23 protein-coding genes are annotated in these 26185 nt (G+C 69.9%); 9 read left to right on the forward strand and 14 right to left on the reverse strand.

The annotated features are described in order from the left end of the window. The first annotated feature begins 76 nt into the window (after positions 1-76). Positions 77-1051 (forward strand): nuclear transport factor 2 family protein, encoded by a 975-nt coding sequence (locus tag PV682_RS00880; RefSeq protein WP_319722902.1) that lies wholly within the window; start codon positions 77-79, stop codon positions 1049-1051. A 15-nt stretch (positions 1052-1066) separates the two neighbouring features. Here the strand turns inward: PV682_RS00880 and PV682_RS00885 are convergent, their stop codons facing one another. Then, positions 1067-1504 (reverse strand): MarR family winged helix-turn-helix transcriptional regulator, encoded by a 438-nt coding sequence (locus PV682_RS00885; protein ID WP_319722903.1) that lies wholly within the window; start codon positions 1502-1504, stop codon positions 1067-1069. 140 nt (positions 1505-1644) lie between these two features. Between PV682_RS00885 and PV682_RS00890 the strand changes: the two genes are divergently transcribed. Genes PV682_RS00890 through PV682_RS00900 form a run of 3 tightly spaced genes read left to right on the forward strand, consistent with a single transcriptional unit; the run spans position 1645 to position 4044 of the window. Beyond that, positions 1645-2451, forward strand: coding sequence for an MBL fold metallo-hydrolase (locus tag PV682_RS00890; protein WP_319722905.1), 807 nt, complete (start codon positions 1645-1647; stop codon positions 2449-2451). A gap of 2 nt (positions 2452-2453) precedes the next feature. Next, positions 2454-2864 carry a nuclear transport factor 2 family protein gene (locus PV682_RS00895; protein WP_319722907.1) on the forward strand — a complete coding sequence of 137 codons (411 nt, stop codon included), beginning with the start codon at positions 2454-2456 and terminating at the stop codon, positions 2862-2864. Between the two features lie 43 nt (positions 2865-2907). Beyond that, the gene (locus PV682_RS00900) at positions 2908-4044 is read left to right on the forward strand and encodes an ABC transporter substrate-binding protein (protein ID WP_319722909.1); all 1137 of its coding nucleotides are present in this window, start codon (positions 2908-2910) and stop codon (positions 4042-4044) included. Between the two features lie 4 nt (positions 4045-4048). Here PV682_RS00900 and PV682_RS00905 read toward each other — a convergent pair whose 3' ends face one another. From PV682_RS00905 to PV682_RS00915, 3 genes are read right to left on the reverse strand one after another with little or no spacing between them, the layout of a single operon-like run. Then, the gene (locus PV682_RS00905; RefSeq protein ID WP_055724170.1) at positions 4049-4879 is read right to left on the reverse strand and encodes a carbohydrate ABC transporter permease; all 831 of its coding nucleotides are present in this window, start codon (positions 4877-4879) and stop codon (positions 4049-4051) included. Next, entirely contained in the window at positions 4876-5826 is a 951-nt protein-coding gene (locus PV682_RS00910; protein ID WP_319722912.1) for a carbohydrate ABC transporter permease, read from the reverse strand. The genes PV682_RS00905 and PV682_RS00910 overlap by 4 nt, the downstream gene beginning before the upstream one ends. After that, positions 5826-7139: an ABC transporter substrate-binding protein gene (locus tag PV682_RS00915; protein ID WP_319722914.1), complete on the reverse strand. Its 1314-nt coding sequence runs from the start codon at positions 7137-7139 to the stop codon at positions 5826-5828. Before PV682_RS00915 ends, PV682_RS00910 begins: the two co-directional genes overlap by 1 nt. A gap of 153 nt (positions 7140-7292) precedes the next feature. Between PV682_RS00915 and PV682_RS00920 the strand changes: the two genes are divergently transcribed. The 4 genes from PV682_RS00920 (at position 7293) to PV682_RS00935 (ending at position 14192) form a co-directional block, all read left to right on the forward strand. Beyond that, complete coding sequence (locus PV682_RS00920) at positions 7293-9665, forward strand: glycoside hydrolase family 2 protein (RefSeq protein WP_319722916.1); 2373 nt, start codon at positions 7293-7295, stop codon at positions 9663-9665. Continuing rightward, entirely contained in the window at positions 9662-10690 is a 1029-nt protein-coding gene (locus PV682_RS00925) for a LacI family DNA-binding transcriptional regulator (protein WP_319722918.1), read from the forward strand. Before PV682_RS00920 ends, PV682_RS00925 begins: the two co-directional genes overlap by 4 nt. A 149-nt stretch (positions 10691-10839) precedes the next feature. Beyond that, the gene (locus PV682_RS00930; RefSeq protein ID WP_319722920.1) at positions 10840-12057 is read left to right on the forward strand and encodes a thiolase family protein; all 1218 of its coding nucleotides are present in this window, start codon (positions 10840-10842) and stop codon (positions 12055-12057) included. Then, on the forward strand, positions 12054-14192 hold the full coding sequence (locus PV682_RS00935; protein WP_319722922.1) for a 3-hydroxyacyl-CoA dehydrogenase NAD-binding domain-containing protein: 2139 nt from the start codon (positions 12054-12056) through the stop codon (positions 14190-14192). Before PV682_RS00930 ends, PV682_RS00935 begins: the two co-directional genes overlap by 4 nt. Before the next feature lie 154 nt (positions 14193-14346). On the opposite strand, the gene PV682_RS00940 is transcribed toward PV682_RS00935, so the two are convergent. The 4 genes from PV682_RS00940 to PV682_RS00955 form a co-directional block, all read right to left on the reverse strand. Beyond that, complete coding sequence (locus PV682_RS00940) at positions 14347-14574, reverse strand: hypothetical protein (protein WP_319722924.1); 228 nt, start codon at positions 14572-14574, stop codon at positions 14347-14349. Positions 14575-14697: 123 nt separating this feature from the next. Next, positions 14698-15363 carry an NAD(P)-dependent oxidoreductase gene (locus PV682_RS00945; RefSeq protein ID WP_319722927.1) on the reverse strand — a complete coding sequence of 222 codons (666 nt, stop codon included), beginning with the start codon at positions 15361-15363 and terminating at the stop codon, positions 14698-14700. 34 nt (positions 15364-15397) lie between these two features. Next, complete coding sequence (locus tag PV682_RS00950; protein ID WP_319722929.1) at positions 15398-16042, reverse strand: FMN-dependent NADH-azoreductase; 645 nt, start codon at positions 16040-16042, stop codon at positions 15398-15400. A 56-nt stretch (positions 16043-16098) separates the two neighbouring features. Continuing rightward, the gene (locus tag PV682_RS00955; protein WP_319722931.1) at positions 16099-16812 is read right to left on the reverse strand and encodes a DsbA family oxidoreductase; all 714 of its coding nucleotides are present in this window, start codon (positions 16810-16812) and stop codon (positions 16099-16101) included. Positions 16813-16932: 120 nt separating this feature from the next. Between PV682_RS00955 and PV682_RS00960 the strand changes: the two genes are divergently transcribed. Next, a complete protein-coding gene (locus tag PV682_RS00960) occupies positions 16933-17343 on the forward strand; it encodes a winged helix-turn-helix transcriptional regulator (protein ID WP_319722933.1) in 411 nt (136 codons plus the stop codon). 40 nt (positions 17344-17383) lie between these two features. On the opposite strand, the gene PV682_RS00965 is transcribed toward PV682_RS00960, so the two are convergent. The 6 genes from PV682_RS00965 to PV682_RS00990 form a co-directional block, all read right to left on the reverse strand. Then, positions 17384-18880, reverse strand: coding sequence for an amino acid permease (locus PV682_RS00965; protein WP_319722935.1), 1497 nt, complete (start codon positions 18878-18880; stop codon positions 17384-17386). A 126-nt stretch (positions 18881-19006) separates the two neighbouring features. Next, on the reverse strand, positions 19007-20932 hold the full coding sequence (gene dxs, locus PV682_RS00970) for a 1-deoxy-D-xylulose-5-phosphate synthase (protein ID WP_055718643.1): 1926 nt from the start codon (positions 20930-20932) through the stop codon (positions 19007-19009). A 195-nt stretch (positions 20933-21127) separates the two neighbouring features. Continuing rightward, positions 21128-22423, reverse strand: coding sequence for a sugar ABC transporter permease (locus PV682_RS00975; RefSeq protein ID WP_319723336.1), 1296 nt, complete (start codon positions 22421-22423; stop codon positions 21128-21130). A gap of 89 nt (positions 22424-22512) precedes the next feature. After that, positions 22513-23304, reverse strand: coding sequence for an ATP-binding cassette domain-containing protein (locus tag PV682_RS00980; RefSeq protein WP_079056669.1), 792 nt, complete (start codon positions 23302-23304; stop codon positions 22513-22515). 287 nt (positions 23305-23591) lie between these two features. Further along, on the reverse strand, positions 23592-24710 hold the full coding sequence (locus PV682_RS00985; RefSeq protein ID WP_319722936.1) for a sugar ABC transporter substrate-binding protein: 1119 nt from the start codon (positions 24708-24710) through the stop codon (positions 23592-23594). Positions 24711-24831: 121 nt separating this feature from the next. Then, positions 24832-26031, reverse strand: a complete 1200-nt coding sequence (locus PV682_RS00990; RefSeq protein ID WP_319723338.1) for an ROK family transcriptional regulator — start codon at positions 26029-26031, stop codon at positions 24832-24834. Positions 26032-26185 lie beyond the last annotated feature (154 nt).

Consider the following 26185-nt stretch of genomic DNA (forward strand, 5'->3'; position numbering starts at 1 on the left):
TTGACAGGGACCACTGCGCGGTAGTTATCTGACGAAGCAGAGTTTGAATCTTTCATCTTCCTCTGGTTTCGCACGCATGAGACGTCTGGAGCGCACCGTGCCCCCCACCACCCCCACCACCCCCGCCCGCAGGGCCGCCGCCGCCCTCCTCGCCGCCACCGCGGTGCTGGGCGCTGCTGCCGTACCCGCCGCGGCGGCCCCGCACGGCCCGGCCGCCGGACACGCGGCGCACGGCCGGGGCGGCTACGGCGACCCCGCCCGCCTCGGCTACCAGAAGGCCGTCGCCACCGCCCTCGTCAAGGGGGTGTTCGAGCGCGGGGACACCGCGGTCGTCGACCGCTTCGTACGGCCGGACTACATCCAGCACAACCCGACCGCGGCGGACGGGGCGGCGGGCCTCAAAGGCCTGGCCGCCTCGATCCACCAGCAGTTCCCCGACGCCCGGTACGACGTCGAGCGGGCCATCTCCCAGGGCGACCTCGTGCTGCTCCACTCCAACGTGGTGCTGGTCCCGGGCACCAAGGGCGCGTCCGTCGTCGACATCTTCCGCTTCCAGGGCGGGAAGGTGGCCGAGCACTGGGACGTGGTCCAGAACGTGCCGGACACCACGGCCAGCGGCAACGACATGTTCTCCACGCTGAGTTCACCGCGTGTCTCGCAGCCGCTTGACCACCGGCTCACCCAGGCCAACCAGGCGCTGGTCACCAAGGCGTTCGACGAGCTCATGGTCCACAAGGACCTGACCGCCCTCGACCGCTACTGGGACCCCGGCTACCTCCAGCACAACACGCAGATGCAGAGCGGGGTACCCGCGGCGAAGACCGGCCTCGGCGGTTACTTCGCCTCGGCGCCGCAACTGACGGTCACCCCGAAGCGGATCATCGCCGAGGGCGACCTGGTGGCCGTCCACAGCCACTACGTCAACTATCCGGGAGACCGGGGCGCGGCGATCCTGGACCTGTTCCGGGTGCGGAACGGCAAGATCGTCGAGCACTGGGACATCATCCAGAACGTCCCGGAGACCTCGGCCAACGGCAACGGCATGTTCTAGGGACCGTCGCCGGACTCACGCGTTCGCGTCGCGGAGTGTGCGCAGGATGCGCTCGAGGTGGCGGCGGTCCTCTGCCGAGAGCGGTCCGGCGACGTGGTGGCGCAGGTGGGAGACGTGGGCGGTCAGTGCGCGGTCGAGCGCCTGACCGCCCTTGTCGGTCAGTACGGCGAGTGCGGCTCGCCGGTCGGCGGGGTCGGGGGCGCGGCGGATGAGTCCGTCCTTCTCCATGCGGTCGGCGAGGCGGGTGAAGCCGCCCGAGCTGAAGGACACGGCCCCTGCCAGGTCCGTCATGCGGAGCCGGTGGCCGGGGGTGCGGCCCAGTCGCAGCAGTACCTCGAACCAGGTCTGCGGTATGTCGAGATCGCGGTTCACCAGGGGCTTGAGGCAGCTGTAGGCCTCCACGAAGAGACCGAAGAGTGTCACGTCGTCGTCGTTCAGCAGGTGCTCGTTCACTCCTCAAGGGTGACAGAAGGACATGAACGGAAGAAACTGCCGTTGCAATATCTGCTTACGCAGCTATATTGTCTGAGTCGGCAGACACTTCGCCGTGAGGCGTTCCCCCCGATCGCCACCCTTCACCCGAGGAAGCACGCATGAGCACTCTCTCCTTCAAGGTCCTCGATCTCGACTTCCCGGCCGGCAGCAAGAACAAGACGGCCACACTCGTCACCGGTGAGAACGAAGCACTGCTGGTGGACGCCGCCTTCACCCGCGCCGACGGCCACCGCCTGGCCGCCGAGATCCTCGACTCCGGCAAGACCCTCACCACCGTGTTCGTCAGCCACGGCGACCCCGACTTCTACTTCGGCGCCGAGGTGATCGCCGACGCCTTCCCCGAGGCGAAGTTCGTCGCCACCCCGATCGTCATCGAGCACATCGCCCACTCCTACGAGGGCAAGCTCAAGGCCTGGGCCGCGCTCGGCCCGAACCTCCCCACCCGCCTGGTCGACCTGGAGCCACTGACCGGCGACCTCACCCTGGAGGGCCACACCTTCGAGCTCAAGGGCGGTCCGGCCGGCCTGCCCGACCGGCACTACCTGTGGCAGGCCGAGTCCCGCGCGCTGCTCGGCGGGGTCCTGCTCTTCCAGCGGGAGCACGTCTGGGTCGCCGACACCGCGACCCCCGGCGACCGCGCCGCCTGGATCGGCCTGCTCGACGAGATGGCCACCCTGGACCCGCGGCTGGTCGTCCCCGGCCACCGCCTGCCCGGCACCGCGGCGGACGCCTCCGCGATCACCGCCACCCGCGACTACCTCGTCGCCTTCGAGGAGGAGCTGGGCAAGGCGGCCGACGGCGCCGCGCTGACCGAGGCGCTGGTGGCGCGCTACCCGGACCACGGCATGCTGATCGCCGCGCAGCTCGGCGCGAAGGTCGCCAAGGGCGAGATGACGTGGGGCTGACCATGAGCGACTTCGCCGCCTCCACCGCGCCCGCCGATGTCGTACGGCGCCAGTACCTGGCCTCCGCCGCCGGTGACCTCGCGGCCCTGCGCGCCACCCTCGCCCCCGACGTGGAGTGGACGGAGATGGCCGGCTTCCCGCTGGCCGGCACCTACCGCACCCCCGACGGCGTGACCTCCAACGTCATGGAGCAGCTCGGCAAGGAGTGGGACGGCTGGACCGCGCACGACGACACCTACGTCGTCGACGGCGAGAACGTCGTCGTCCTGGCCCGCTACACCGCGGCCAACAAGGCCACCGGCAAGGCGATCGACGTCCGCGTCGCCCACCACTTCGTGGTCCGCGGCGGTCTGATCGTCCGCTTCGAACAGTTCGTCGACACCGCCCTGGTGCGCGACGCGATGACCGGCTGACCAGCCCGAGCAGGACATTCCCACGACGGAAGGTTTCATCAGCATGTCCATCTTCCCCAGCAGGCGACGCGTCCTGGCGACAGGTGCCGGTGCCGCTCTCGGCGCCGGAGTGTTCGGCGCCTCGACGGCCTCCGCCGCTGCCGCCGCGTCCCCGCACACCGCCGGCGCCGAGGAGACCCGGTCGCTCGACGAGCTCTACCAGGCCGCCCTCGCGGAGGGCGGAAAGCTCGTGATCTACGCGGGCGGCGACATCACGACGCAGGCGGACGGCGTGCGCGCCGGTTTCAAGAACCGCTTTCCCGGCATCGACCTGACGGTGGTCATCGACTACAGCAAGTACCACGACGTCCGGGTGGACAACCAGTTCGCCACCGACACGGTCGTACCCGATGTCGTGCAGTTGCAGACCGTCCAGGACTTCGTGCGCTGGAAGGAGCAAGGGCGTCTGCTCGCGTACAAGCCGGCCGGGTTCTCGAAGGTGTACGCCCCCTTCAAGGACCCGCAGGGCGCCTGGGTCGCCGTACAGGTGGCCGCCTTCAGCTACATGTACGGTCCGGCGGCGGTCGGTTCGGACGTGCCCGCGAGCCCGCTCGACCTCGTCGACGCCCGGTGGAAGGGGCGGATCGCCTCCTCCTATCCGCACGACGACGACGCGGCCCTCTACCTCTACACGCTCTATGTGCGGAAGTACGGCTGGGACTGGCTGGCCCGGCTGGCCGCCCAGGAGCCGCAGTTCGCGCGCGGCAGCTTCAGCCCCAGGGATGCCGTCACCAATGGGCAGAAGGCCATCGGCATCGGTGGCTCCGGCGCGCCCCTGGCCACCGGGCCCGTCAAGTGGGTGCTCCCCGACGGGGCGACGCCGTTCATGTCCTGGGGGCAGCGGGCCGCGATCCTGAAGCAGGCCAAGAACCCCACTGCCGCCAAGCTCTACCTCAACTGGCGGTTGTCCACCGCAGAACAGCAGGCCGCCACCAACGGCTGGTCGGTCCGCACGGACGTCACTCCGCCCACGGGCCTGAAGCCGGTCTGGGAGTACCCGAACGGCAACCTCGACGGGTTCCCCCGCTTCATGGCCGACCGCGCCGCGGTCGAGCGCTGGAAGCAGACGTTCGCTCTCTACTTCGGCGAGGTCAAGGGAGACCCGACCCCGGGCTCGCTCGGCCTGCATCCGGGCGCCTGACCCATCATCTGGTCGCTCCTCTCATGAAGCCGTTGTAGATGAACTTCTGGAGCGCCAGGAAGATGATCAGGGTCGGGAGGATCACCAGGATCGCTCCCGCCGAGATTGTTTCCCAGTGGGCACTGAAAGGGCCTTTGAAGCGGAACAACGATGTCGATATCACTCCCAGGTCCTGTGACGGCATGTACAGGAACGGGATGTAGAAGTCGTTGTAGACGGTGATGCCCTTCACGATCACCACTGTCGCTATCGCCGGTTTGAGGAGGGGGAAGATGATGCGGCGGTAGATCGTGAAGGCGTTCGCTCCGTCCAGGCGGGCGGATTCGTCCAGGGAGATGGGGATGGAGCGGACGAATTGCAGGAAGATGTAGATCGAGACGATGTCCGTGCCCATGTAGAGGGTGATGGGGGCCCAGAGGGTGTCGAACATTCCGAAGCCGTTGACTATCTGAAAGGTGGCCACCTGGGTGGTGACGCCGGGGACCAGGGCCGCCAGGAGGAAGAGGGTCACCACCAGTTTCCTGAAGCGGAACGTGAAGCGGTCTATCGCGTAGGCCGTCATCGAGCCGATCAGGACCGTGCCGGTGATCGAGAAGAGCAGGATGACCGCCGTGTTGCCGAAGGCGGACAGCATGTGGCCGTCCTGGAACGCCGTGACGTAGTTGTGGAAGTTGAGGAAGTCGTCGGGGAGGGCCAACGCCTGGTCGTCGCGCGCGAGTTCGTCGTCCGTCTTCAGGGACGTCAGGAAGACGACCGTGAGCGGGAGCAGGACGATCAGCGTCGCGAGGATCAGGGAGAGGTGGACCAGGGCGCGGGAGACCGAGCGGCGCGTCATGTGAGGTCCACCCTGTCGTCGGGGACGAGTCTGCGCTGGATCCAGGTGACCGCGAGGACGATCAGCAGAAGGACCAGTGCGCAGGCCGAGGCGAGGCCGGTCTTGTTGAACTGGAAGGCCAGTTTGACGGTCTGGATGACGAATGTCTCCGTGCCGGTCGCACCGCCGGTCATGATGTACGGGACCTCGAAAACGGCGAGGGAACCGGAGATGGAGAGAATGACCGTCAGCGTCAGAACAGGTTTGATGCCGGGGGCGATGATGTAGCGGAACTGGTGCCAGCGATTCGCGCCGTCGAGTTCCGAAGCCTCGTACAGCTCGCTCGGAATCGACTGGATCGCGCCCAGGAACAGGACGAAATTCAGGCCCAGGTAGCGCCAGACGGAGACGCCCGCCAGGGAGACGTTCGCGGAGACCGGCGTACCGAGCCACGCGTGGTCCGTGTGGACGCCGATCAGGGCGAGGACGGAGTCGAGGGTGCCGCCGTCCTGGAAGAAGTACAGGAAGACGAATCCGATGGCGACGCCGTTGATGAGATAGGGGAAGAAGAGGATGCCCTTGAGGAAATTCCGGAACCGGACGTCGAAGCTGAGGACCGTCGCGAAGTAGAGCGCGGCGACGATCTGGACGGCGGACGCGGCGAGGTAGTAGCCGCTGACGAAGAACACCTCGAACAGGTCGGGCCGGGTGGCGAGTTCGCGGTAGTTCTCGGTACCGGTGAAGTGCAGTTCGGGGCTGACGCCGTCCCAGTCGGTGAAGCTGTAGCCGATCATGTTGACGATCGGGACGTACGTGAAGGTGATCAGCAGGGCGAGCGGCGCGAGCAGGAACAGCCAGGGGGTGAGCCCGCGCAGGAGGCGGGCGCGGCGCGGGGGCGGCGCCGGTACCGGCACGGCGTCCTTCTCCCCCCGCCGGTCCACCGCCGCCCGCTGTGCGGTGCCCGCCATCAGGACCCCACGTTCTTCTCGGCGGCCGTCCACTTCCTGCCGAGGTCGCCGAGGAAGTCGTCGAGGTTCCCCTTGCGGGCGCCGCGTGCGAGGTCGACGAGGTTGAGGCGGTAGTCGGGCGCGTAGATGCCGACCTCGGACTCGTTGTCGATCAGCTTGACCCTGGCGCCCTGGGTGTCGTCGAGTTCGATGAGCTTGACACCGGCGTCCTCGTACGGCTTGAGGACGGCGGGCAGGGGGGCGTTCTGGAGCGGGGAGATCGCGAGGTTGTCCTTGTCGTAGCCGGACTTCTCGGTGAACCAGTCGATCCAGGCGCGGGCGGCTTCCTTGTGCTTCGAGTGGACGTTGACGGCCTGGTTGTAGTCGGGGCTGACGGTGGAGCAGAACGTGCCGCCGGTCTGCGCGGGGAACGGCATGAAGCCGATGTCGTCGGGGTTGACGCCGGCCTTCTTGGCGGCGTCCTGGAACTGGACGATGGCCCAGGTGCCGAGCCACTGGGTGGCGATCTGCCCCTTGGCCAACTGGGGTTTGGACAGTTCCCAGTTGGTGGTCGTCGGGTCCTTCTCGGCGAGGCCCTGTTCGACGATGTCGTGGAGCAGGGTGTCGCCGACGCGCAGGTCGGCGCCCTCGGCCCAGGGGTTGCCCGAGGCGAGCTTGGTGGTGGCTCCGGGGTCGCAGTGGACGAGGCCGTTGACGGCCGTCCAGGAGCTGAGCGTCCACTGGGCGGCGAAGTTCGTGTAGTACGGCGTCGCGTCGGTCTTGTCCTTGATCGCCTTGAGGGCGGTGAGGAACGCGGCGGGTGTGGTGGGCCAGTCGGTGACGCCGGCCTCGCGCCAGATCCGCTTGTTGTAGACGAAGCCGGGCATCACCCCGATCGGGGTCTGGCCGTAGACCTTGCCGTCGACGGCGGTGAAGCCGGTGAAGCGGAACTTTTCGGCGCGGTCCTCGACGGTGCCGAGGGAGGCGAAGAACTTCGGGTAGTCGGACTTCTTGATGACCGCGGGGATCATCAGGACGTCGCCGTAGTTCTCCGTGTTCATGCGGATCTTGACTTCGGACTCGTAGTTGGTGAGCGCCTGGAACTCGACCTTCACCTTCGGGTACGTCTTGTTGAACGCGGCGGCGTACTCCGTCATCCTCCCGTTCTGCACGAGGTCGGTGCGCTGGGTGAGGACGGTGATGGTGCCGGAGACCTTGGCGGGGTCGTCGGGGGCCTCGGCGTCGGCGCCCTTGGCGGTACCCCCGGTGGAGGTGCAGCCCGCGGCGAGGAGAGCGGCTCCCACGGCCAGGGCCAGGACGGTACGGCGGTTCATGTGCATCGACTCCGTTCAGTGGGACGGAAGAGCACGTGCGGGTTGGCTGATTCGGCACTCTGACAGCGCTTTCTCAACCGGTAAAGTCCCATTCCCGCCAAGGATGTGAAACTCGTCGTCCTCCCTTGAGGTGGACCGGTTTAGGGAGAACGCATGCTTCAGGTCGCACCGCTGCACGACGGCTGGACCCTGCGGCACGACGGCGAGGCGCTCCCGGCGGTGGTGCCGGGCTGCGTGCACACGGACCTGCTGGCCGCCGGGGTGATCCCGGACCCGTTCCTGGGGCTGGGCGAGACCGAGGTGGCGTGGGTCGGGCGGCGGGAGTGGACCTACGAGCGCGACCTGGTCGCGGAGGCGGACGGGCACGAGCAGACCGACCTCGTCTTCGAGGGCCTCGACACGGCCGCCGAGATCCGTCTCGACGGTCAACTCCTGGGCCGGGTACGGAACATGCACCGCTCGTACCGCTTCGACGTGACCGGCCTCAGCGGCCGGCTCACCGTCCGGTTCGCCTCCGCGTACGCCGAAGCGGAGGCGGTGCGGGGGCAGGTGGGCGAGCGGCCCGGCGCGTACGCCGAGCCGTACCAGTACCTCCGCAAGATGGCCTGCTCCTTCGGCTGGGACTGGGGTCCGACGCTGGTGACGGCGGGCATCTGGCGCCCGGCCCGCCTGGAGCGCTGGGCGACCGCCCGCATCTCCCGGGTCCGGCCCCTGGTGACCGTCGAACAGGGCGTGGGCGTCGTGGAGTTGCACGTCGAGGTCGAGCGCGCCCGCGTCGAGGCGGCCCTGTCCGTCGAGGCCCGGGTGGGCGGCGTCCGGGTGCGCGGCGCGATCGACGGCACGAGCGGCACCGTCCGCCTCAGGGTGCCGGACGTCGCGCTGTGGTGGCCTCGCGGGTACGGCGAACAGCCGCTGTACGACGTGGAGTTGACGTTGCTGCACGGCGCGGAGGCGCTGGACGTGTGGCGGCGCCGGGTCGGTTTCCGCACGGTCGAGCTGGACAGGTCCCCCGACGAGCACGGCACCGGGTTCACGCTGGCCGTCAACGGTGAGCGGCTCTTCGCGCGGGGCGTGAACTGGATCCCGGACGACGCGTTCCCCTCCCGGGTCACCCGCGAGCGCTACCGGACGCGCCTTCAGCAGGCCGCCGACGCGGGCGTGGACCTCGTCAGGATCTGGGGCGGCGGGATCTACGAGAGCCGTGAATTCTACGACGCCTGCGACGAGTTGGGGCTCCTGGTCTGGCAGGACTTCCCGTTCGCGTGCGCCGCCTACCCCGAGGAGCAGCCGCTGCGCGGCGAGGTCGAGGCGGAGGCGCGGGAGAACGTCGTCCGGCTCATGCCGCACCCCTCGCTCGTGCTGTGGAACGGCAACAACGAGAACCTGTGGGGGTTCAGGGACTGGGGGTGGGCGGAGGCGCTGGGCTCGGACTCCTGGGGCGAGGGGTACTACCTGGGCGTACTGCCGCGTGTGGTCGCGGAGTTGGACCCGACGCGGCCCTATACGGCAGGCAGCCCCTGGTCCGGGTCCTGGGACCGGCACCCGAACGATCCGGCGCACGGCACGCATCACTCGTGGGAGGTGTGGAACCGGCTGGACTACTCGGCGTACCTCGACGAAGTCCCGCGTTTCGTCGCCGAGTTCGGGTGGCAGGCGCCTCCCGCGTACGCGACGCTGCGGCGGGCGCTGCCGGGCGAGGAGCTGGCGCCGGACTCGCCCGGGGTGCTGCACCACCAGAAGGCCGACGACGGGAACGGGAAGCTGGAGCGGGGGCTCGCGCACCATTTCGCGCTGCCCGGCGGGGACTTCGACCGGTGGCACTATCTGACGCAGGTCAACCAGGCGCGGGCGGTGGCCGCCGGGGTCGAGCACTGGCGGTCGCACTGGCCGGTGTGCGCGGGGGCGGTCGTGTGGCAGCTCAACGACTGCTGGCCGGTGACGAGTTGGGCCGCGATCGACGGGGACGGGCGGGAGAAGCCGCTCTACCACGAGCTGCGGCGGCTGTACGCGGACCGGTTGCCGACGTTCCAACCGCGGGGCGGGCGGCTGGTGCTGGCGTGCGTGAACCAGGGGGGCGGGGAGTGGGGCGGGGTGGTGTCGCTGCGGCGGATGACGGTGGACGGGGTGGTGGTCGCGCGGGCCGAGGTGCCGATCGCCGTGGGGGGCAGGGCGGTTGAGGAGGTGGCGGTGGAGCGGGAGTTGGTGCCGGACGGGGTGAAGGAGTTCGTCGTGGCGGACGTGGACGGCCTGCGCGCACTCTGGTTCCCCGCCGCCGACCGTGACATCCCCTACCCCCGGCCCGAGTTCGAGGTGGAGGTCGGGCCGGGTTCGGTGACCGTGACCGCGCGCACCCTCGTCCGGGATCTGCTGCTCCAGGCGGACCGGCTGGGGCCCCAAGTGCGCGCCGACCGGGGGCTGGTGACGCTGCTTCCGGGTGAGCGGGTGACGATAGGGGTGAGCGGGTGGGAGAGTCCCGACGCCGCCGCCGCGCGAACCGCGCTGTACTGCCAGGAGCCCGCTCGATGACGAGTACCAGTCCCCGCGTCACCATCAAGGACGTCGCCGCGCGTGCGGGCGTCTCGAAGGGGGCCGTGTCGCTCGCGTTCAACCACAAGCCGGGGCTGTCCGAGGCGACGCGGGACCGGATCTTCGCGGCTGCGCGGGAGCTCGGGTGGGCGCCGAGCCCGACCGCGCGCTCGCTCGCGGGGGCGCGGGTGGACGTCGTGGGGCTCGCGATCTGCCGGCCCGCGCGGATGCTGGGACTCGAGCCGTTCTACATGGAGTTCGTGTCCGGGGTGGAGAGCGTGCTGATCGAGCACTCCTGCTCGCTGCTGCTGCGGCTCGTGAAGTCGCCCGAGGAGGAGGCGGGGCTGCTGGAGTCGTGGTGGCGGGGGCGGCAGATCGGGGGGTCGATCCTCGTCGACTTCCGTGCGGACGATCCGCGGGTCGCCGTCGCCGAGCGGCTGGGGATGCCGGTGGTGGCCGTGGGGCATCCCGCGCTGGCCGGATCCCTCACGGCCGTATGGACCGACGACGCGGCGGCGATGCGGGAGGCGGTGCGGTATCTCGCGGCGCTCGGGCATCGGCGGATCGCGCGGGTGGGGGGCGCGGCGGAGCTGGGGCACACGGCGACGCGGACCACCGCGTTCGCCTCGGCCGCCCGGGAGCTGGGGCTCGCGGGGGCGTGGCAGGTGGCGACGGACTACTCCGGGGAGGCGGGGGCGCGGGCGACTCGGGCGATGCTGACGGCCGCCGACCGGCCCACGGCGATCGTCTACGACAACGACATCATGGCCGTCGCCGGGTTGTCGGTGGCCCAGGAGATGGGGGTGCGGGTGCCGGACGACGTGTCGCTGCTGGCGTGGGACGACTCGCAGCTGTGCCGGCTGACGCATCCGACGCTGTCGGCGATGAGCCACGATGTGCACGGGTTCGGGGCGGAGGTGGCGCGGACGCTGTTCGGGGTGATCCTGGGGCAGGAGACGGGGTCGCATCCGGTGGCCACACCGGTCCTGGCTCCGAGAGGGTCGACGGCTCCGCCGAGGAGCTGACGCGGAGATCGTGTGACCTTCGCCGCTTGGGCCCCCGGGACTGGGCAGTCACGTTACTGATAAGTAGCATGGGGGCTGAGCGCCCGCTCAGCGATCCGCCGGGGGTGGCGCGTCGCAGCAGTGCCATCCCGCACCCTGGAGGAGCCATCGTGCCTCGTACCGTCAGGGACGTCGTCTTCGTCGACGGCGTCCGTACCCCGTTCGGCAAGGCGGGCCCGAAGGGCATCTACCACGAGACCCGGGCCGACGACCTGGTCGTGAAGGCGATCCGGGAGCTGCTGCGCCGCAACCCCGGTCTGGACCCCGCAAAGATCGACGAGGTCGCCATCGCGGCGACCACGCAGATCGGCGACCAGGGCCTGACCATCGGCCGCACGGCCGGCATCCTCGCGGGCCTCCCCCAGTCGGTCCCCGGCTACTCCATCGACCGCATGTGCGCGGGCGCCCTGACGGCCGTCACCACGGTCGCCGGCTCGGTCGCGTTCGGCGCGTACGACATCGCCGTCGCCGGTGGCGTCGAGCACATGGGCCGCCACCCGATGGGCGAGGGCGTCGACCCGAACCCGCGGTTCGTCAGCGAGAAGCTGGTCGACGAGTCCGCGCTGTTCATGGGCATGACCGCCGAGAACCTGCACGACCGCTACCCGCAGATCACCAAGCTGCGCGCGGACGAGTACGCGGTGCGCTCCCAGGAGAAGGCCGCCAAGGCCTACGCGGACGGCAAGATCCAGGCCGACCTGGTCCCGATCTCGGTGCGCCGCACCAACGCAGAAGCCGGCGAGACGGGCTGGGGCCTGGTCACCGCCGACGAGCCGATGCGCCCGGGGACGACGCTGGAGAACCTCTCCGGCCTGAAGACCCCCTTCCGCGTCCACGGCCGGGTCACCGCCGGTAACGCGGCCGGTCTGAACGACGGGGCGACGGCCTCCCTCATCGCGTCCGAGGACTTCGCCCGCGAGAACGGCCTCCCGGTCAAGATGCGCCTCGTCTCCTACTCGTTCGCGGGTGTGGAGCCGGAGGTCATGGGCTACGGCCCGATCCCGGCCACCGAGAAGGCCCTCGCGCAGGCGGGCCTGTCCATCGAGGACATCGGCCTGTTCGAGATCAACGAGGCGTTCGCCGTCCAGGTCCTCGCCTTCCTCGACCACTACGGCATCGCGGACGACGACGAGCGCGTCAACCAGTACGGCGGCGCCATCGCCTTCGGCCACCCGCTGGCCTCCTCCGGCGTGCGTCTGATGACGCAGCTCGCCCGGCAGTTCGAGGACCAGCCGCACGTCCGCTACGGCCTGACCACGATGTGCGTCGGCTTCGGCATGGGCGCGACGGTCATCTGGGAGAACCCGCACTTCGAGGGGGACAAGTGAGCACCACCACCGAGCTGTTGAAGGGCGCGGCCGAGCTGTTCCCCGACGAGGTCGTCACGTCGGCGCACGTACGCCACCTCGACCTCCCCTTCGGCGCGGGCCGCTTCGCGCTGATCACGCTGGACAACGGCCTGGACCACACCAAGCCGACCACCTTCGGCCCGGCCTCGCTGGCGAAGCTGGACGCGGCCCTCGACCAGGTCGAGGCGGAGGCCGCGGCCGGTGAGATCACCGGCGTCGGCATCACCGGCAAGCCGTTCATCTTCGCGGTCGGCGCCGACCTCAAGGGCGTCGAGCTGCTGAAGGAGTGGGACCACGCCCACGCCATCGGCAAGGGCGGCCACGACGTCTTCAAGCGGATCGCCGGTCTTTCCGTGCCGACGTTCGCGTACTACAACGGCGCCGCGATGGGCGGTGGCGTCGAGGTCGGTCTGCACTGCGAGTACCGCACGGTCTCCAAGGCGATCCCCGCGTTCTCGCTGCCCGAGGTCTTCCTCGGCCTCGTGCCCGGCTGGGGCGGCTGCACGCTGCTGCCGAACCTGATCGGCGCCGAGAAGGCCGTCTCGGTGATCATCGAGAACAGCCTCAACCAGAACAAGCAGCTCAAGGGCCAGCAGGTCTTCGACCTCGGCATCGCGGACGCGCTCTTCGAGGGCGCGGACTTCCTGGAGCAGTCGCTGGTCTGGACCGCCCGGGTCCTCAACGGTGACGTCAAGGTCGAGCGTCCCGTCGTCGACCGCGGCGAGGCCTGGGACCAGGCCGTCGCCAAGGGCCGGGCCTTCGCCGACTCCAAGGTGCACGGCGCGGCCCCGGCCGCCTACCGGGCGCTGGACATCGTCGCCGCCGCGAAGGACGGCGACCTCCAGGCCGGGTACGACGCCGAGGACAAGGCGCTCGCCGACCTCATCATGGGCGGCGAACTGCGCGCCGGGATCTACGCGTTCAACCTGGTGCAGAAGCGCGGCAAGCGGCCCGCCGGCGCGCCGGACAAGTCGCTGGCGCGTCCGGTCACCAAGGTCGGTGTCGTCGGCGCCGGGCTGATGGCCTCGCAGCTCGCGCTGCTGTTCCTGCGCCGCCTTGAGGTGCCGGTCGTGCTGACCGACATCGACCAGGAGCGCGTCGACAAGGGTGTGGGCTACGTCCACGCCGAGATCGACAAGCTGCTCGGCAAGGGCCGTATCAACCAGGACAAGGCCAACCGCCTGAAGGCCCTGGTCAGCGGGGTTCTCGACAAGGCCGAGGGCTTCTCCGACGCGGACTTCGTCATCGAGGCCGTGTTCGAGGAGATCGGCGTCAAGCAGCAGGTGTTCGCCGAGGTCGAGGCGGTCGCCCCGGCGCACGCGATCCTCGCGACGAACACCTCCTCGCTGTCGGTGTCCGAGATGGCGTCGAAGCTGAAGCACCCCGAGCGGGTCGTCGGCTTCCACTTCTTCAACCCGGTCGCGATCCTGCCGCTCCTGGAGATCGTGCGCGGCGAGCAGACGGACGACGCCTCGCTCGCGACCGCGTTCGCGGTGGCCAAGAAGCTGAAGAAGACGGCCGTGCTGGTGAAGGACGCCCCGGCGTTCGTCGTCAACCGCATCCTGACCCGGTTCATGGGCGAGGTGCAGAACGTCATCGACGAGGGCACGTCCGTCGAGGTCGCGGAGAAGGCCGTCGAGCCGCTCGGGCTGCCGATGTCGCCGCTGGTCCTGCTGGAGCTGGTCGGTCCCGCGATCGGCCTGCACGTCTCCGAGACCCTCAACCGGGCCTTCCCGGACCGCTTCACCGTCTCGCCCAACCTCAAGGCGGTCGTCGAGGCGGGCAAGCGGGGCTTCTACGTCTACTCCGCGGAGAACGGCTTCAAGCCGGAGCTGGACCCCGAGGTCGCCGCCCTCCTCAAGCAGGGCTCCACGGCCCTGTCCGGGGAGCAGGTCCGCGCCCGCGTCCTGGAGGCCGTCGCGCAGGAGATCGGGCTCATGCTGGACGAGGGTGTCGTCGCCGAGGCGCAGGACATCGACCTCTGCCTGATCACCGGCGCCGGCTGGCCCTTCCACCTGGGCGGCATCACGCCGTACCTGGACCGCGAGGGCGTCTCCGAGAAGGTGAACGGCAAGAAGTTCCTGCCTGCCGGGGTGGCGTCGGTTCCGGCGTAACCGCTTGACGCACGAGAGGGCCTCCGCAGAACGCGGGGGCCCTCTTCTTGCACCGAGCCCGCACAACGGGGTGATCGAGTCGGCCCGGCGTGACCATCCCGGGCTGCGGTTCGAACCCGGCTCCACGACGGACCTCAGCCTTCCGTGAAATCCCTCATCCGGTAAGCCGCCGGCAGCAGATGAGGGTGGCGGCGCCGCCGGACACGAGCAGGGTCTCGCCGGGCGCCATCGGCAGCACGCCGGGGTTGCCGATCTGCGGTGCACCGGGCACGTGGGTGATGGCCCGGCCCAGCTCCTCGTACGTGCTGCCCTGCCTGAGCGCCACGTCCCCGAACGTCTTCCGGAGATCGTCGAACACGACGCGCAGGCGCTGGTTGAACACGATGCCGGTGTGGGGGGTGTCAGTTGTTGTGACGTCGCTTCAGTCCGGCGTCGCCGCCGACGGACGGCGCGCCCAAGGCCGGACAGCCGTTGTGCATGAGGTGGGTGTGGATCATGGGGTGGGTCATCCTCGGGTGTTCCAGACGAGGGGGGCTTCGCGGATCCAGGTGTCGTCCTCGGTCGTCCGGACGAGGAAGTGGGCGAGGTCGGCGCGGTTGATGCGGGCGCCGGGTTTCTCGGTGCCGGCCTCGGCTGCCCGTACGGGGCCGTTGAGGGGCTTGTCGGTCAGGGTGACGGCGCGGGCCAGGGTCCAGTCGATGCCGGACGAGGCGCGGACGAGCTGGTCGACGCCGGTGTGGTCCTCGAAGCCCGCCTTGATGTTCGACCGGTTGATGAACGCCTTGACCAGCGGGTTGAGCCGGGCCCAGTCGTCGCCGGCGCTCTGCGTGGAGGTCAGCACGATGCGGCGGATGCCCTGTTCGCCCATGACGGTGAGCGTGTTGCGGGTGGCGTCGGTCATGAACATCGGCGGGCTGACGGGCTTGGCCCACGGGTTGTCGGAGGCGCGGGCGTTGTTCAGCGCGCTGATCACCGCGTCGGTGCCTTCGGCGGCCTTGCGGAGGTCGTCGATGTCGGCGGGGGTGCCCTGGATCAGCTCGACGCCGGCCGGTGCCCGCACCGTGGCGGGGTCGCGGACGAGGGCGCGGACGCGGTGGCCGCGCCGGGCCGCGTGCTCCAGGACGTGGGCGCCGGTGCGGCCACTGCCGCCGAGGACCAGGAGGTTGCTCATGGTGATCAAACGCCTTTCGGGCAGGTCAGGGGGATCAGGCGGTCGGCCGGCCGGTCGGGGCGGAGCCCAGGCGGCGGGCCTCGTCGTGCGCCTTGGCCAGGGACGCCTCGTGGAGGGGGAGGAGCGGGGCCATCATCGGCACGTGCGGGGCCATGGTCAGTTCGGGCAGGACCGTCGTCAGGTCGAGGCCGAGGTTGGCCGGGTGGCCCAGGACGGTTTCCAGCGCCGGCACCAGGTGGTCCATGCCGTGCTTGGGGGCGCCGGGGCCGTAGCCGCCGCCGCGTGCGGAGATCACCGTGGCGGGGCGGCCGAGGGTGGGAGGGGTTCCGTCGAAGCTCAGGGTGCGCCCGGCGACCATGATCTGGTCCAGCCACGCCTTGAACACGGACGGCATCGTGAGGTTGTACATCGGCACGGTGAACAGGTAGGCGTCGGCGCCGAGGAACTCCTCGATCAGCTCGTCCTGGACCGCCAGGGCCTTCGCCTGCTCGGGGGTGCGCTCGGCGGGGTCGGTGGTGCGGGCGGTGATGCCCGCCGCGCTGAGGTGCGGGGCGGGCGAGACGGCCAGGTCGCGGTGGACGACCGGGCCCTGCCACGCGTCACGGAAGGACCGGGCGACCTGACGGGAGACGGATGCCTCGCCGAGCGAGGACGCGTCGATGTGCAGCAGGTAGGGCATGGTGAAGTCAGCCTTTCGACATGGTCGAGGGTGTGTCGTGGGGTGAAGGGCGGGGGTCAGCCGCGGGCCGGTACGGCGCAGCCGTCGGGGCCGCAGACCGGAGCGTCGTCGCCGGTCGCCGGGGTGAGCGGGTGGGACGCGTCCCAGGCCGTGCGCAGCACGTCGAGAAGGCCGTCGCTGTCGTGGGCCCCGGGGATGCCGTACCTGCCGTCGACGACGATGAAGGGCGCGCCCGTGGCGCCCAGGCGCTGGGCGCGGGCGGCATCGTCGGCCACCTGCCGCCGGTAGCGGTGTGCGGTGAGCGCCCGGCGGGTGCCCTCGCGGTCCAGGCCGATCTCCTGGCCCAGGTCGAGCAGGTCGTCCATGCCGAAGACGGGGCGGGCCTGGCCGAAGTAGGCGCGGAAGATCGCGTTCCAGGCTTCGCGGTTCCTGCCCTCGGCGGAGGCGTGGGCGAGGAACTCGTGCGCCAGGCCGGTGTTGCCGACCAGGTTGTCCAGCACCCTGTAGGGGGTGAGCCCCTCGGACTCGGCCAGCGCCTCGATCCGACGTGTGGACGCCTCGGCCTGGGAGCCGCCCATGCCGTGCCGGCGCAGCAGCGCGTCACGGACGCCGAACGTCTCACCCACGGGGAAGGAGTCGCTCAGCGGGAACGAGTGGTGGACGACCTCCACCTCGTCGCCGTGCTCGAACCGCTCCACGGCCCGGTCCAGACGGTGGCTGCCCAGTCCGCACCAGGGGCAGGTGACCTCGGCCCAGATCTCGATCTTCATGACGCGCGCCTCTCGTGCTTGCGCTTGATTCCTACGTTTTGTTCGTAGCGCCATGATGGGCCAGTATGGAAGTCGATACAAAAGGCACATCGGTGTTCGTGCCGGAGAGGAATGTGCGTCATGGAGGTCACCGGCAGTTCGGGCGGCGCGGCGGCGGTGGGGCCCTGTGCCCGCATCCCCGCCGAGCACATGGAGTTCATCCGGCAGGTCCTCGACCGCGTCGGCGACAAGTGGAGCCTGCTGCTCATCGCGGTGCTGGAGGCCGGCCCGCTGCGCTACACCGACCTACAGCGCCAGGTCCCCGGAATCTCCCAGCGGATGCTCACCCTCACGCTCCGCCAGCTCCACGAGGACGGCCTGATCACCCGCACCGCGTACGCGGAGGTGCCACCGCGCGTCGAGTACGCCCTCACCCCGCTGGGCCGCGGCCTCCACGAGATCGTGACCTCCCTGATCGGCTGGGCCACCGACCACCACGACGAGATCCGCGAGCACCGGGCCCGCGCCGCGGCACCAGCGGCCCGGTCCTGACCGCAGGGTCGGCGGTCGGCGCCGGCCCGTCCGCCCGTGCCTACTTGCCGGCCGGCACTCCCCCGCCCCGCTGCTCCAGCTTGCTGTTCCGCCTCCCGTACAGGAAGTACACCGCGAACCCGATCGCCATCCAGATCCCGAACCGCAGCCAGGTCTCGGCGGGCAGGTTCAGCATCAGCCACAGGGAGGCGGCCACCGAGAGGATCGGGATCAGGGGGACCCAGGGGGTGTGGAAGGCGCGGGGCAGGTCGGGGCGGGAGCGGCGCAGGAGGACGACGCCGATGGCGACGACGACGAACGCGAACAGGGTGCCGATGTTGACGAGTTCGGCGAGTTCGCTGAGCGGGGTGAATCCGGCGACGATCGCGATGACGACGCCGAGGAGGATCGTGGGGCGGTGCGGGGTGCGGTAGCGGGGGTGGACGTGGGAGAAGAACGTCGGCAGGAGCCCGTCGCGGCTCATCGCGAAGAAGACGCGGGTCTGGCCCAGGAGCAGGATCATGCAGACCGTGGTCAGGCCGACCGCCGCGCCGAAGCTGATGAACCCCGCGAACCAGGGGTGTCCGGTGGCCTTGAAGGCGTCCGCGAGCGGCGCGGTGACCGAGAGGTCCGTGTAGCGCTGCATGCCGGTGACGACGATGGAGACGGCCACGTACAGCGTCGTACAGATCAGGAGGGAGCCGAGGATGCCGCGGGGCATGTCGCGCTGGGGGTTCTTGGTCTCCTCGGCAGCCGTCGCGACGACGTCGAAGCCGATGAAGGCGAAGAAGACGACGGAGGCGGCCGTGAAGATGCCCATCACGCCGAAGTTGGACGGGGCCCAGCCGAACATGAGCTGGACCAGGGGGGACTGGAGGTCGCCGCCCGCCTCGACCGGCTGGGACTTCGGGATGAACGGGTCGTAGTTGTCGCCCTTGATGAAGAAGGCGCCCGCGATGATGACGACGAGGACGACGGTCACCTTGATGGCGACGACGAGCGACGTCACGCGCGCGGAGAGCTTCGTGCCGAGGACGAGGATGCCGGTGAGGACGAGGACGAGGGCGGCGGCGAGGATGTCGAAGCCGAAGCCGTCGGCGCCGTCCCGGCCACTGAGCGCCGCCGGCAGGTGCCAGCCCGCGTTGTCGAGCAGCGAGGCGATGTACCCGGACCAGCCGACGGCCACCACCGCCGTGCCGAGCGCGAACTCCAGGACCAGGTCCCAGCCGATGATCCAGGCGGGCAGCTCGCCCAGCGAGGCGTAGCTGAACGTGTACGCGGAGCCCGCCACCGGGACCGTGGACGCGAACTCGGCGTAGCACAGCGCGGCGAGCGCGCAGACGGTCCCGGCGACGACGAAGGCGAGGGCGGTGGCCGGGCCCGCGTTGTTCTTGGCGACCGTGCCGGTCAGGACGAAGATGCCGGTGCCGATGATGACACCGACGCCGAAGACCGTCAGGTCGAGGGCCGACAGGGACTTCTTGAGGGCGTGCTCGGGCTCCTCGGTGTCCTCGATCGACTGCTCGACCTGTTTCGTCCGGAAGATGCTGCTGCTCACGGGTCTGACCTCCCACGCCTGATCATCGAGAGGGGCGTAGGTCGTATTCCCGGCTTTCACTCCGTTAACGCGAATGGGCCGAATCCATCACCCTAAGTAGTGAAGAATCCGGCCCATCCAGGCGTGTCAGTCGCGCGCGGGCTCCACGGAACCCACCTCGGCGGCGGTCCCGTACTTGCCGTCGAGCTTCGAGACGAGGCCGGTGACCTGGCGCGCGATGTCCGGCGCGGTCAGCCCGATCTCCGCCATGACCTCCGCGCGGGAGGCGTGGTCGAGGAAGCGCGGCGGGATGCCGAAGTCACGCAGAGGTACGTCGACGCCCGCGTCCCGCAGCGCCTGCGCGACGGCCGAACCGACGCCGCCGACGCGGGAGTTGTCCTCGACGGTGACGACGACCCGGTGCCGCTCGGCGAGCGGTGCCATGGCCTCGTCGACCGGCTTGACCCAGCGCGGGTCGACGACCGTGGTGGTGATGCCCTGCTTGTCCAGCAGCGAGGCGATCTCCAGGCACATCGGCGCCAGCGCGCCCACGGAGACCAGCAGGACGTCCGGGGAGTCCGTCCCCGGCTCCCGCAGCACGTCCATGCCGCCCACCCGCCCCACGGCCGGTACAGCGGGCCCCACGGCGCCCTTGGAGAAGCGCACGACGGTCGGCGCGTCGTCCACCGCGACGGCCTCGCGCAGCTGCGCGCGGACCTGGTCGGCGTCGCGCGGGGCGGCGAGCCTGAGGCCGGGGACGACCTGGAGGATCGACATGTCCCACATGCCGTTGTGGGAGGCGCCGTCGGTGCCGGTGATCCCCGCCCGGTCCAGGACGAACGTCACCCCGCACTTGTGCAGGGCGACGTCCATGAGGACCTGGTCGAAGGCGCGGTTCAGGAACGTGGCGTAGACGGCGAAGACGGGGTGCACGCCCGCGTGCGCGAGTCCTGCGGCGGAGACGGCGCCGTGCTGCTCGGCGATGCCGACGTCGTAGATCCGGTCGGGGAACTCCTCCGCGAACCGCTTCAGGCCGACCGGCTGGAGCATCGCGGCGGTGATCGCGACGATGTCCTCGCGCTCCTTGCCGAGCGCGACCATCTCGTCGCCGAACACGGACGTCCAGTCGGCGCCGGACGCCTTGACGGGCAGGCCGGTGTCGGGGTGGATCGGGCCGATGCCGTGGAAGCGGTCCGCCTCGTCCTGGAGGGCGGGCCGGTAGCCGCGGCCCTTCTCGGTGATGCAGTGGACGATGACGGGCCCGCCGAAGCCCTTGGCGCGCGCGAGGGCCGACTCCAGGGCCTCGATGTCGTGGCCGTCGATCGGGCCGAGGTACTTCAGGCCGAGGTCCTCGAACATGCCCTGGGGGGCGATGAAGTCCTTGAGGCCCTTCTTCGCGCCGTGCAGGGTGTCGAAGAGGGGCTTGCCGACGACCGGGGTGCGCTCCAGGAGGTCCTTGCCGCGCGCGAGGAAGCGCTCGTAGCCGTCCGTGGTGCGCAGGGTCGCGAGGTGGTTGGCGAGGCCGCCGATGGTGGGCGCGTAGGAGCGCTCGTTGTCGTTGACGACGATGACCAGCGGGCGGTCCTTCGCGTCGGCGATGTTGTTGAGCGCCTCCCAGGCCATGCCGCCGGTGAGGGCGCCGTCCCCGATGACGGCCACGACCCGGTCGTCCCGGCCGAGGATCTCGTTGCCCTTGGCGATGCCGTCGGCCCAGCCGAGGACCGTGGAGGCGTGGCTGTTCTCGATGACGTCGTGCTCGGACTCGGACTGCGCGGGGTAGCCGGAGAGGCCGCCCTTCTGTTTGAGCTTCGAGAAGTCCTGGCGGCCGGTGAGGAGCTTGTGCACGTAGGACTGGTGGCCGGTGTCCCAGAGCACCTTGTCCCGGGGGGACTCGAACACGCGGTGCAGGGCGATGGTCAGCTCGACCACGCCGAGGTTCGGGCCGAGGTGGCCGCCGGTCTTGGAGACGGCTTCGACGAGGAAGGTCCGGATCTCCCCGGCAAGCTGGTCCAGCTCCTCCAGGCTGAGCCGGTCCAGATCGCGCGGTCCCGTGATGCGGGTCAGCAGCGGCACCCGTGCCTCCTTGCAGTAGAGCTGTTCGAGCTGTTACCGGGCTTGACGAGTCTAATGTTCCGTCCCGGCGGCCTGACTTCGGGCCGTGCGTCGTACGTCACTCGTTCGGCCGTACCCATCATCCGGTGAACCTATGACATGACTGTGCCCGGCACTCGTATTCGAGTGCCGGGCACTGTCAGGTCGGGCAGGTGGTCAGCCGCGGCCGGACGCCTTCTGGCTCCTGCGCGACACCGAGTCGATGACCACGGCGCCCAGGAGCACGCCGCCGGTGATCATGTACTGGATCGACGTGTCCATGTTGAGCAGGTACAGACCGGTCTGGATGGACTGGATGACCAGCATGCCCAGGAGCGCGGACCACACCGTGCCCCGGCCGCCGAAGAGCGACGTACCGCCGATGACCGCGGCGGCGATCGCCAGCATCAGCGTGTTGCCGCCGCCCGCGTTCAGCGTCGCGGACGCCGTCTGGCCCGCGAAGAACATGCCGCCGACCGCCGCGAAGCCGCCGGAGATCGCGAAGACGGTGATGCGGATCATGGACACGTTGATACCGGCGCGGCGGGCCGCCTCGATACCGCCGCCGACCGCGAAGACCTTGCGGCCGTACGTCGTACGACGCAGCACGAAGTCCACGATCACCAGGGACGCGAGGAAGATCACCAGCGCGTTGGAGACGCCGTTCGAGCTGTTCAGGACGGCCGCGGCGACGAACGCGGCGACGGCCAGCAGGCCGACGCGGATCAGGATCTCGGCGGTCGGCCGGAACGGGACGCCCGCCTCCTTGCGGCGGCGCTGCTCACCGAAGTTGCCGACCAGGGAGAGGACGACGGCGAGACCGGCGAGCAGGTAGGCGCCGATGATCTGCTGGTCCATGAAGAAGGAGCTCTTGCCCAGGATCTGCACGGGGCCGGAGTCCGAGGGGAGGTTGATCGTGCCGGAGGAGCCCAGCAGCCACAGCATCAGGCCGTTCCAGCCGAGGAAGCCGGCCAGGGTGACGACGAACGCGGGCACGCCGATCTTCGCGAAGAACCAGCCGTGCAGCGCGCCGATCGCGGCGCCTGTGAGGACCGTCAGGAACAGCGACAGCCACGGGTTCATGGAGTGGTCGACCACGAACACCGCGAACACCGTCGAGGCGAGGCCGCTGACCGAGCCGACGGACAGGTCGATCTCGCCGAGCAGCAGCACGAACACCAGGCCGATGGAGAGCATGCCGGTGGCCGAGAGGAAGTAGCTGATGTCGGAGAGGTTGTCGGCGCTCAGGAAGCGGTCGTTCTTCACCTGGAAGATCGTCCAGATGACGATCAGGCCGAGGACGACCGGGATCGAGCCCAGCTCACCGCCCTTGACCTTGCGCAGGAACTCCGTCCAGTAGCCCTTGAAGCCCTCCTCGCGCACGAGGAGGCGGGGGTCGACGACGGTGACCGGCGCGGCCGTCGGGTCGTCGGCGGGGGCGACGGTGTCCTGGGCCTCGGCGGCCTTGGTCACCTCGGCCTTCGCGGTCTTCTCGGCCTCGGCCTGCTCGGCCTTGGCGCCCTGTTCGGTCTTCTCGACCTTGGTGTCCTTGGGTGTCTCGCTCACTTCGCAGCCTCCGTGGTGCGACGTCCCGCACGACGGGTCACGGCGTTGTCCGTGGCTCCGGTGATCGCGGCGATGATCTCTTCGTGGCTGGTGTCCTTCACCGGGAAGGAGCCGTTGTTCTTGCCCAGGCGCAGCACGTGGACGGTGTCGGCGACCGCCTTGACGTCCGCCATGTTGTGGCTGATCAGGATGACGCCGAGGCCGCGCTCGCGCAGCCGCTCGACGAGGTCGAGGACCTGCGCGGTCTGCTCGACGCCGAGGGCGGCGGTCGGCTCGTCCAGGATGACGACCTTGGGGTCGCCGATGAGGGCGCGGGCGATCGCGACGACCTGGCGCTGACCGCCGGAGAGGCTCGCGATCGGGATGCGGACGCTCGGGATGCGGATGGAGAGCGTCGAGAGCAGCTCGCGCGCGTTCTTCTCCATCGTGACCTCGTCGATGATGCCGCGGCGCAGCAGCTCACGGCCGAGGTACAGGTTGCCGACGACGTCGAGGTTGTCGCACAGCGCGAGGTCCTGGTAGACGGTCGCGACACCGAGGCCCTGGGCGTCGTGCGGCTTGTTGATGCTGACCGCTTCGCCCTCCCACTCGATGACGCCCTCGTCGATCGGGTGGACCCCGGCGATCGTCTTGACCAGCGTGGACTTTCCTGCGCCGTTGTCGCCGACCAGGGCGACCACTTCTCCGGCGTGGACCTCCAGATCGACGTCGGTGAGGGCCTGGACCGCACCGAATCGCTTGGAGACTCCGCGCAACGCCAGCACGGGCGTAGCGGACACGTGAACCATCTCCTTCGCCGCCTGACCGGCGGGATGCCGCGCCGGCACTGACGGACGCGGAGGTGTGTGCGCGGATGGGCGCACAGGGTTTACAAGATGAACATGCGCGCGGCCACCGCACTTGGCAACGGCGGCGCGCACCCCTGATCCGTCCGGCGTCCGTCCCGGTAGCGGGACGTAGAGGTGGGACGGACACCGGACGAGCCTTGGGGAGCAGGGGCCGGGTGAGGAGCCTCAGGGGGACGAGGGTGCCCGGTGCCGCGGCACCCTCTCGCCCTTCTCCTCGCCCGTGGCGCCTACTGGAGCCCGGCGGCCTTGCAGGGGGCCGCGAACTCGCCGGTGCAGATCTGCGCGGCGGTGTAGAGGCCGTCCTTGATGACCGTGTCCTTGATGTTGGCCTTGGTCACGGAGACCGGGGTCAGCAGCTGGGACGGGACCTTGTTGCCGGACCCGCTGGTCAGGGTGGTGGTGGCGAGGGAGGCGATGTCCTTGCCGTTCAGCAGGTCGACCGCCATGGTCGCGGCGGCCTCGGCCTCGGGCTTGAACGCCTTGTAGACCGTGGAGGACTGCGTCCCGGCGACGATGCGCTGGATGCCCGCGAGCTCGGCGTCCTGGCCGGTCAGCGGGATGCCGCTGATGCCCGCGCCCTTGAGGGTGTTGGCGATGCCGCCGGCCATGCCGTCGTTGGCGGCGTAGACGCCGGCGATGTTCTTCGCGCCGAGCTGCGTGATCGCGGCGGACACCTTCTCCGCGGCGACGGTGTCCTTCCACAGGCCGGACTGCTCGTAGGCGATGGTGACCTTGCCGTCGAGGGCCTGGTGGGCGCCCTTCTTGAACTCGGCGGCGTTCGGGTCCGCGTCGTCACCGTTGATCATGACGATCTTGGACGCCTTGGTGGCCTTCGCGCCGAGCGAGGTGAGCAGCGCCTGGCCCTGGAGCTCGCCGACCTTGACGTTGTCGAAGGAGACGTAGCCGGAGACCGGGCCCTGGGCGAGGCGGTCGTACGCGACGACCTTGACGCCCTTGTCGACCGCGGCCTGGATCGAGGACTTGATCGCGGCAGAGTCCTGGGCGGAGATCACGATCACCTTGACGCCCTTGGTGATCATGGTGCTGACCTGCTGCGCCTGCGTGGCGGCGCTGGCCGCCGCGTTCGCGTACTCGACCTTGCAGTCGGCGCAGAGCGCCTTGACCTTGTCCTCGAAGTACGGCTTGTCGAACTTCTCGTACCGCGCGGTCACGGTGTCGGGAAGGAGCAGACCGATGGACTTGCCGCCTCCACCGGAGTTGGTGCCGGCGGAGGACGCGTCGCTGCCGCCGTCCTTGTCGTCACCGGCCTTGCCGCACGCGGCCAGGGCGATCGCCATGGTGACGGCGGTGGCGCCGATGGCGGCTCTACGCATCGTTGCGTTCATTGGGGTTGCCTCCCTGACAGGGCCGCAACGCTGCGGCCGAGGTGGCTGGAAGTCAACTCGGCCGTACGTTCGGCGTCAAGAAGTAAATACTTAACGAGATGGCAACGGCGCAATGCGTTCTCTAAGTGAACGCGGGTGCCGCGGCGGTCAGCGTGCCGTCCAAAAGCGTCGAATCGCCCATCTCGCTCAGGGCCAGGGCGAGCGCCCCGAGCACCTCCGCGCGGCCACCCAACGCCCCCGGCAGCACGGTCAGTTGACGTGCCGCGCTGGGGATCGCGTACCGCGAGACGGACTCCCGGATCGGCCCCAGTACCAGTTCCCCGGCCTCCGCGAGGTCCCCGCCGAGGACCACTCTGCTGGGGTTCAGGAGGTTGCACAGGTTGGCGACACCGCTGCCGATGTGCCGCCCCACGTCGGCGATCACGCGGCGGCAGCCGGGGTCTCCGTCGCGCGCGAGCCGCACCACGCCCTCGACCGTGAGATCCGGGCCGTGACTGGGCTGAAGGAGTGGCAGGACGTACCGCGCGGCGGTGAACGTCTCCAGGCAGCCGCGGTTCCCGCACCGGCAGACGGGGCCCGACTCGTCGAGCGTGATGTGCCCGATCTCGCCCGCCGTGCCGCCCGGACCCCGGTAGATCCGGCCGTTGATGACCAGGCCCGCGCCGACCCCGCTGGCGACCTTGATGTAAGCAAGATCACGGACGCCCCGGCCGCTCCCCCAGACCATCTCGCCGAGCGCGCCGAGGTTGGCGTCGTTGTCGACGTGGACCGGGACGCCGAGTCTGTCGCGCAGCTCCTCGGCGGGGCGGGTGCCGATCCAGCCCGGGAGGATCGCGGAGGAGCCGAGCGTCCCGGACTCCAGGTCGATCGGGCCCGGTACGCCGAGACCGACCCCGGCGATCTTGGCGCGGTCCACGCCGGTCGCCTCGATCAGGCGGCTGACCAGCTGTTCCGCCCGGTCGAAGCCCTGCGCGGAGGAGGCGTCGACGTCGAGGGGCTCGGCCTCCTCGGCGAGGACCTGGTGGGCGAGGTTGCCGACGGCGACGCGCAGGTGCGTGTGGCCGAAGTCGACGCCTATGACGATCCCGGCGTCCCCGCTGAGGCTGACGCTGCGCGCCCTGCGGCCACCGGCCGAGGTGGGCGTGACCTCGACGGTCCCGCCTTCCTTCAGCTCCCGGACGATGTTGGAGACGGTCGCGGCGGACAGTCCGGTCGTACGGGCGATCTCCGCCTGGGTGAGCGATCCGGCCATCCGCACGGCCCGTACGACCCGCTCCAGGTTGGCTCTGTGCAGTGACGACTGCGACCCCGGAGTCTCCACGACGACCTCCCGCGCGCGAGGCCGCATCGACGAGGCCCCGACTATGTCCAACTAGTGAACTCTAAGCTGAGCCGTTCCGGTCGCCTCCCGTCAAGAGGTTGAACAGTTTCCGGGGAGATGGACGGCACGGCGCGGGGCCGCCCGTTGTGCAAGC

This window comes from Streptomyces niveiscabiei (assembly GCF_033794345.1).
GTDB lineage: Bacteria > Actinomycetota > Actinomycetes > Streptomycetales > Streptomycetaceae > Streptomyces > Streptomyces niveiscabiei.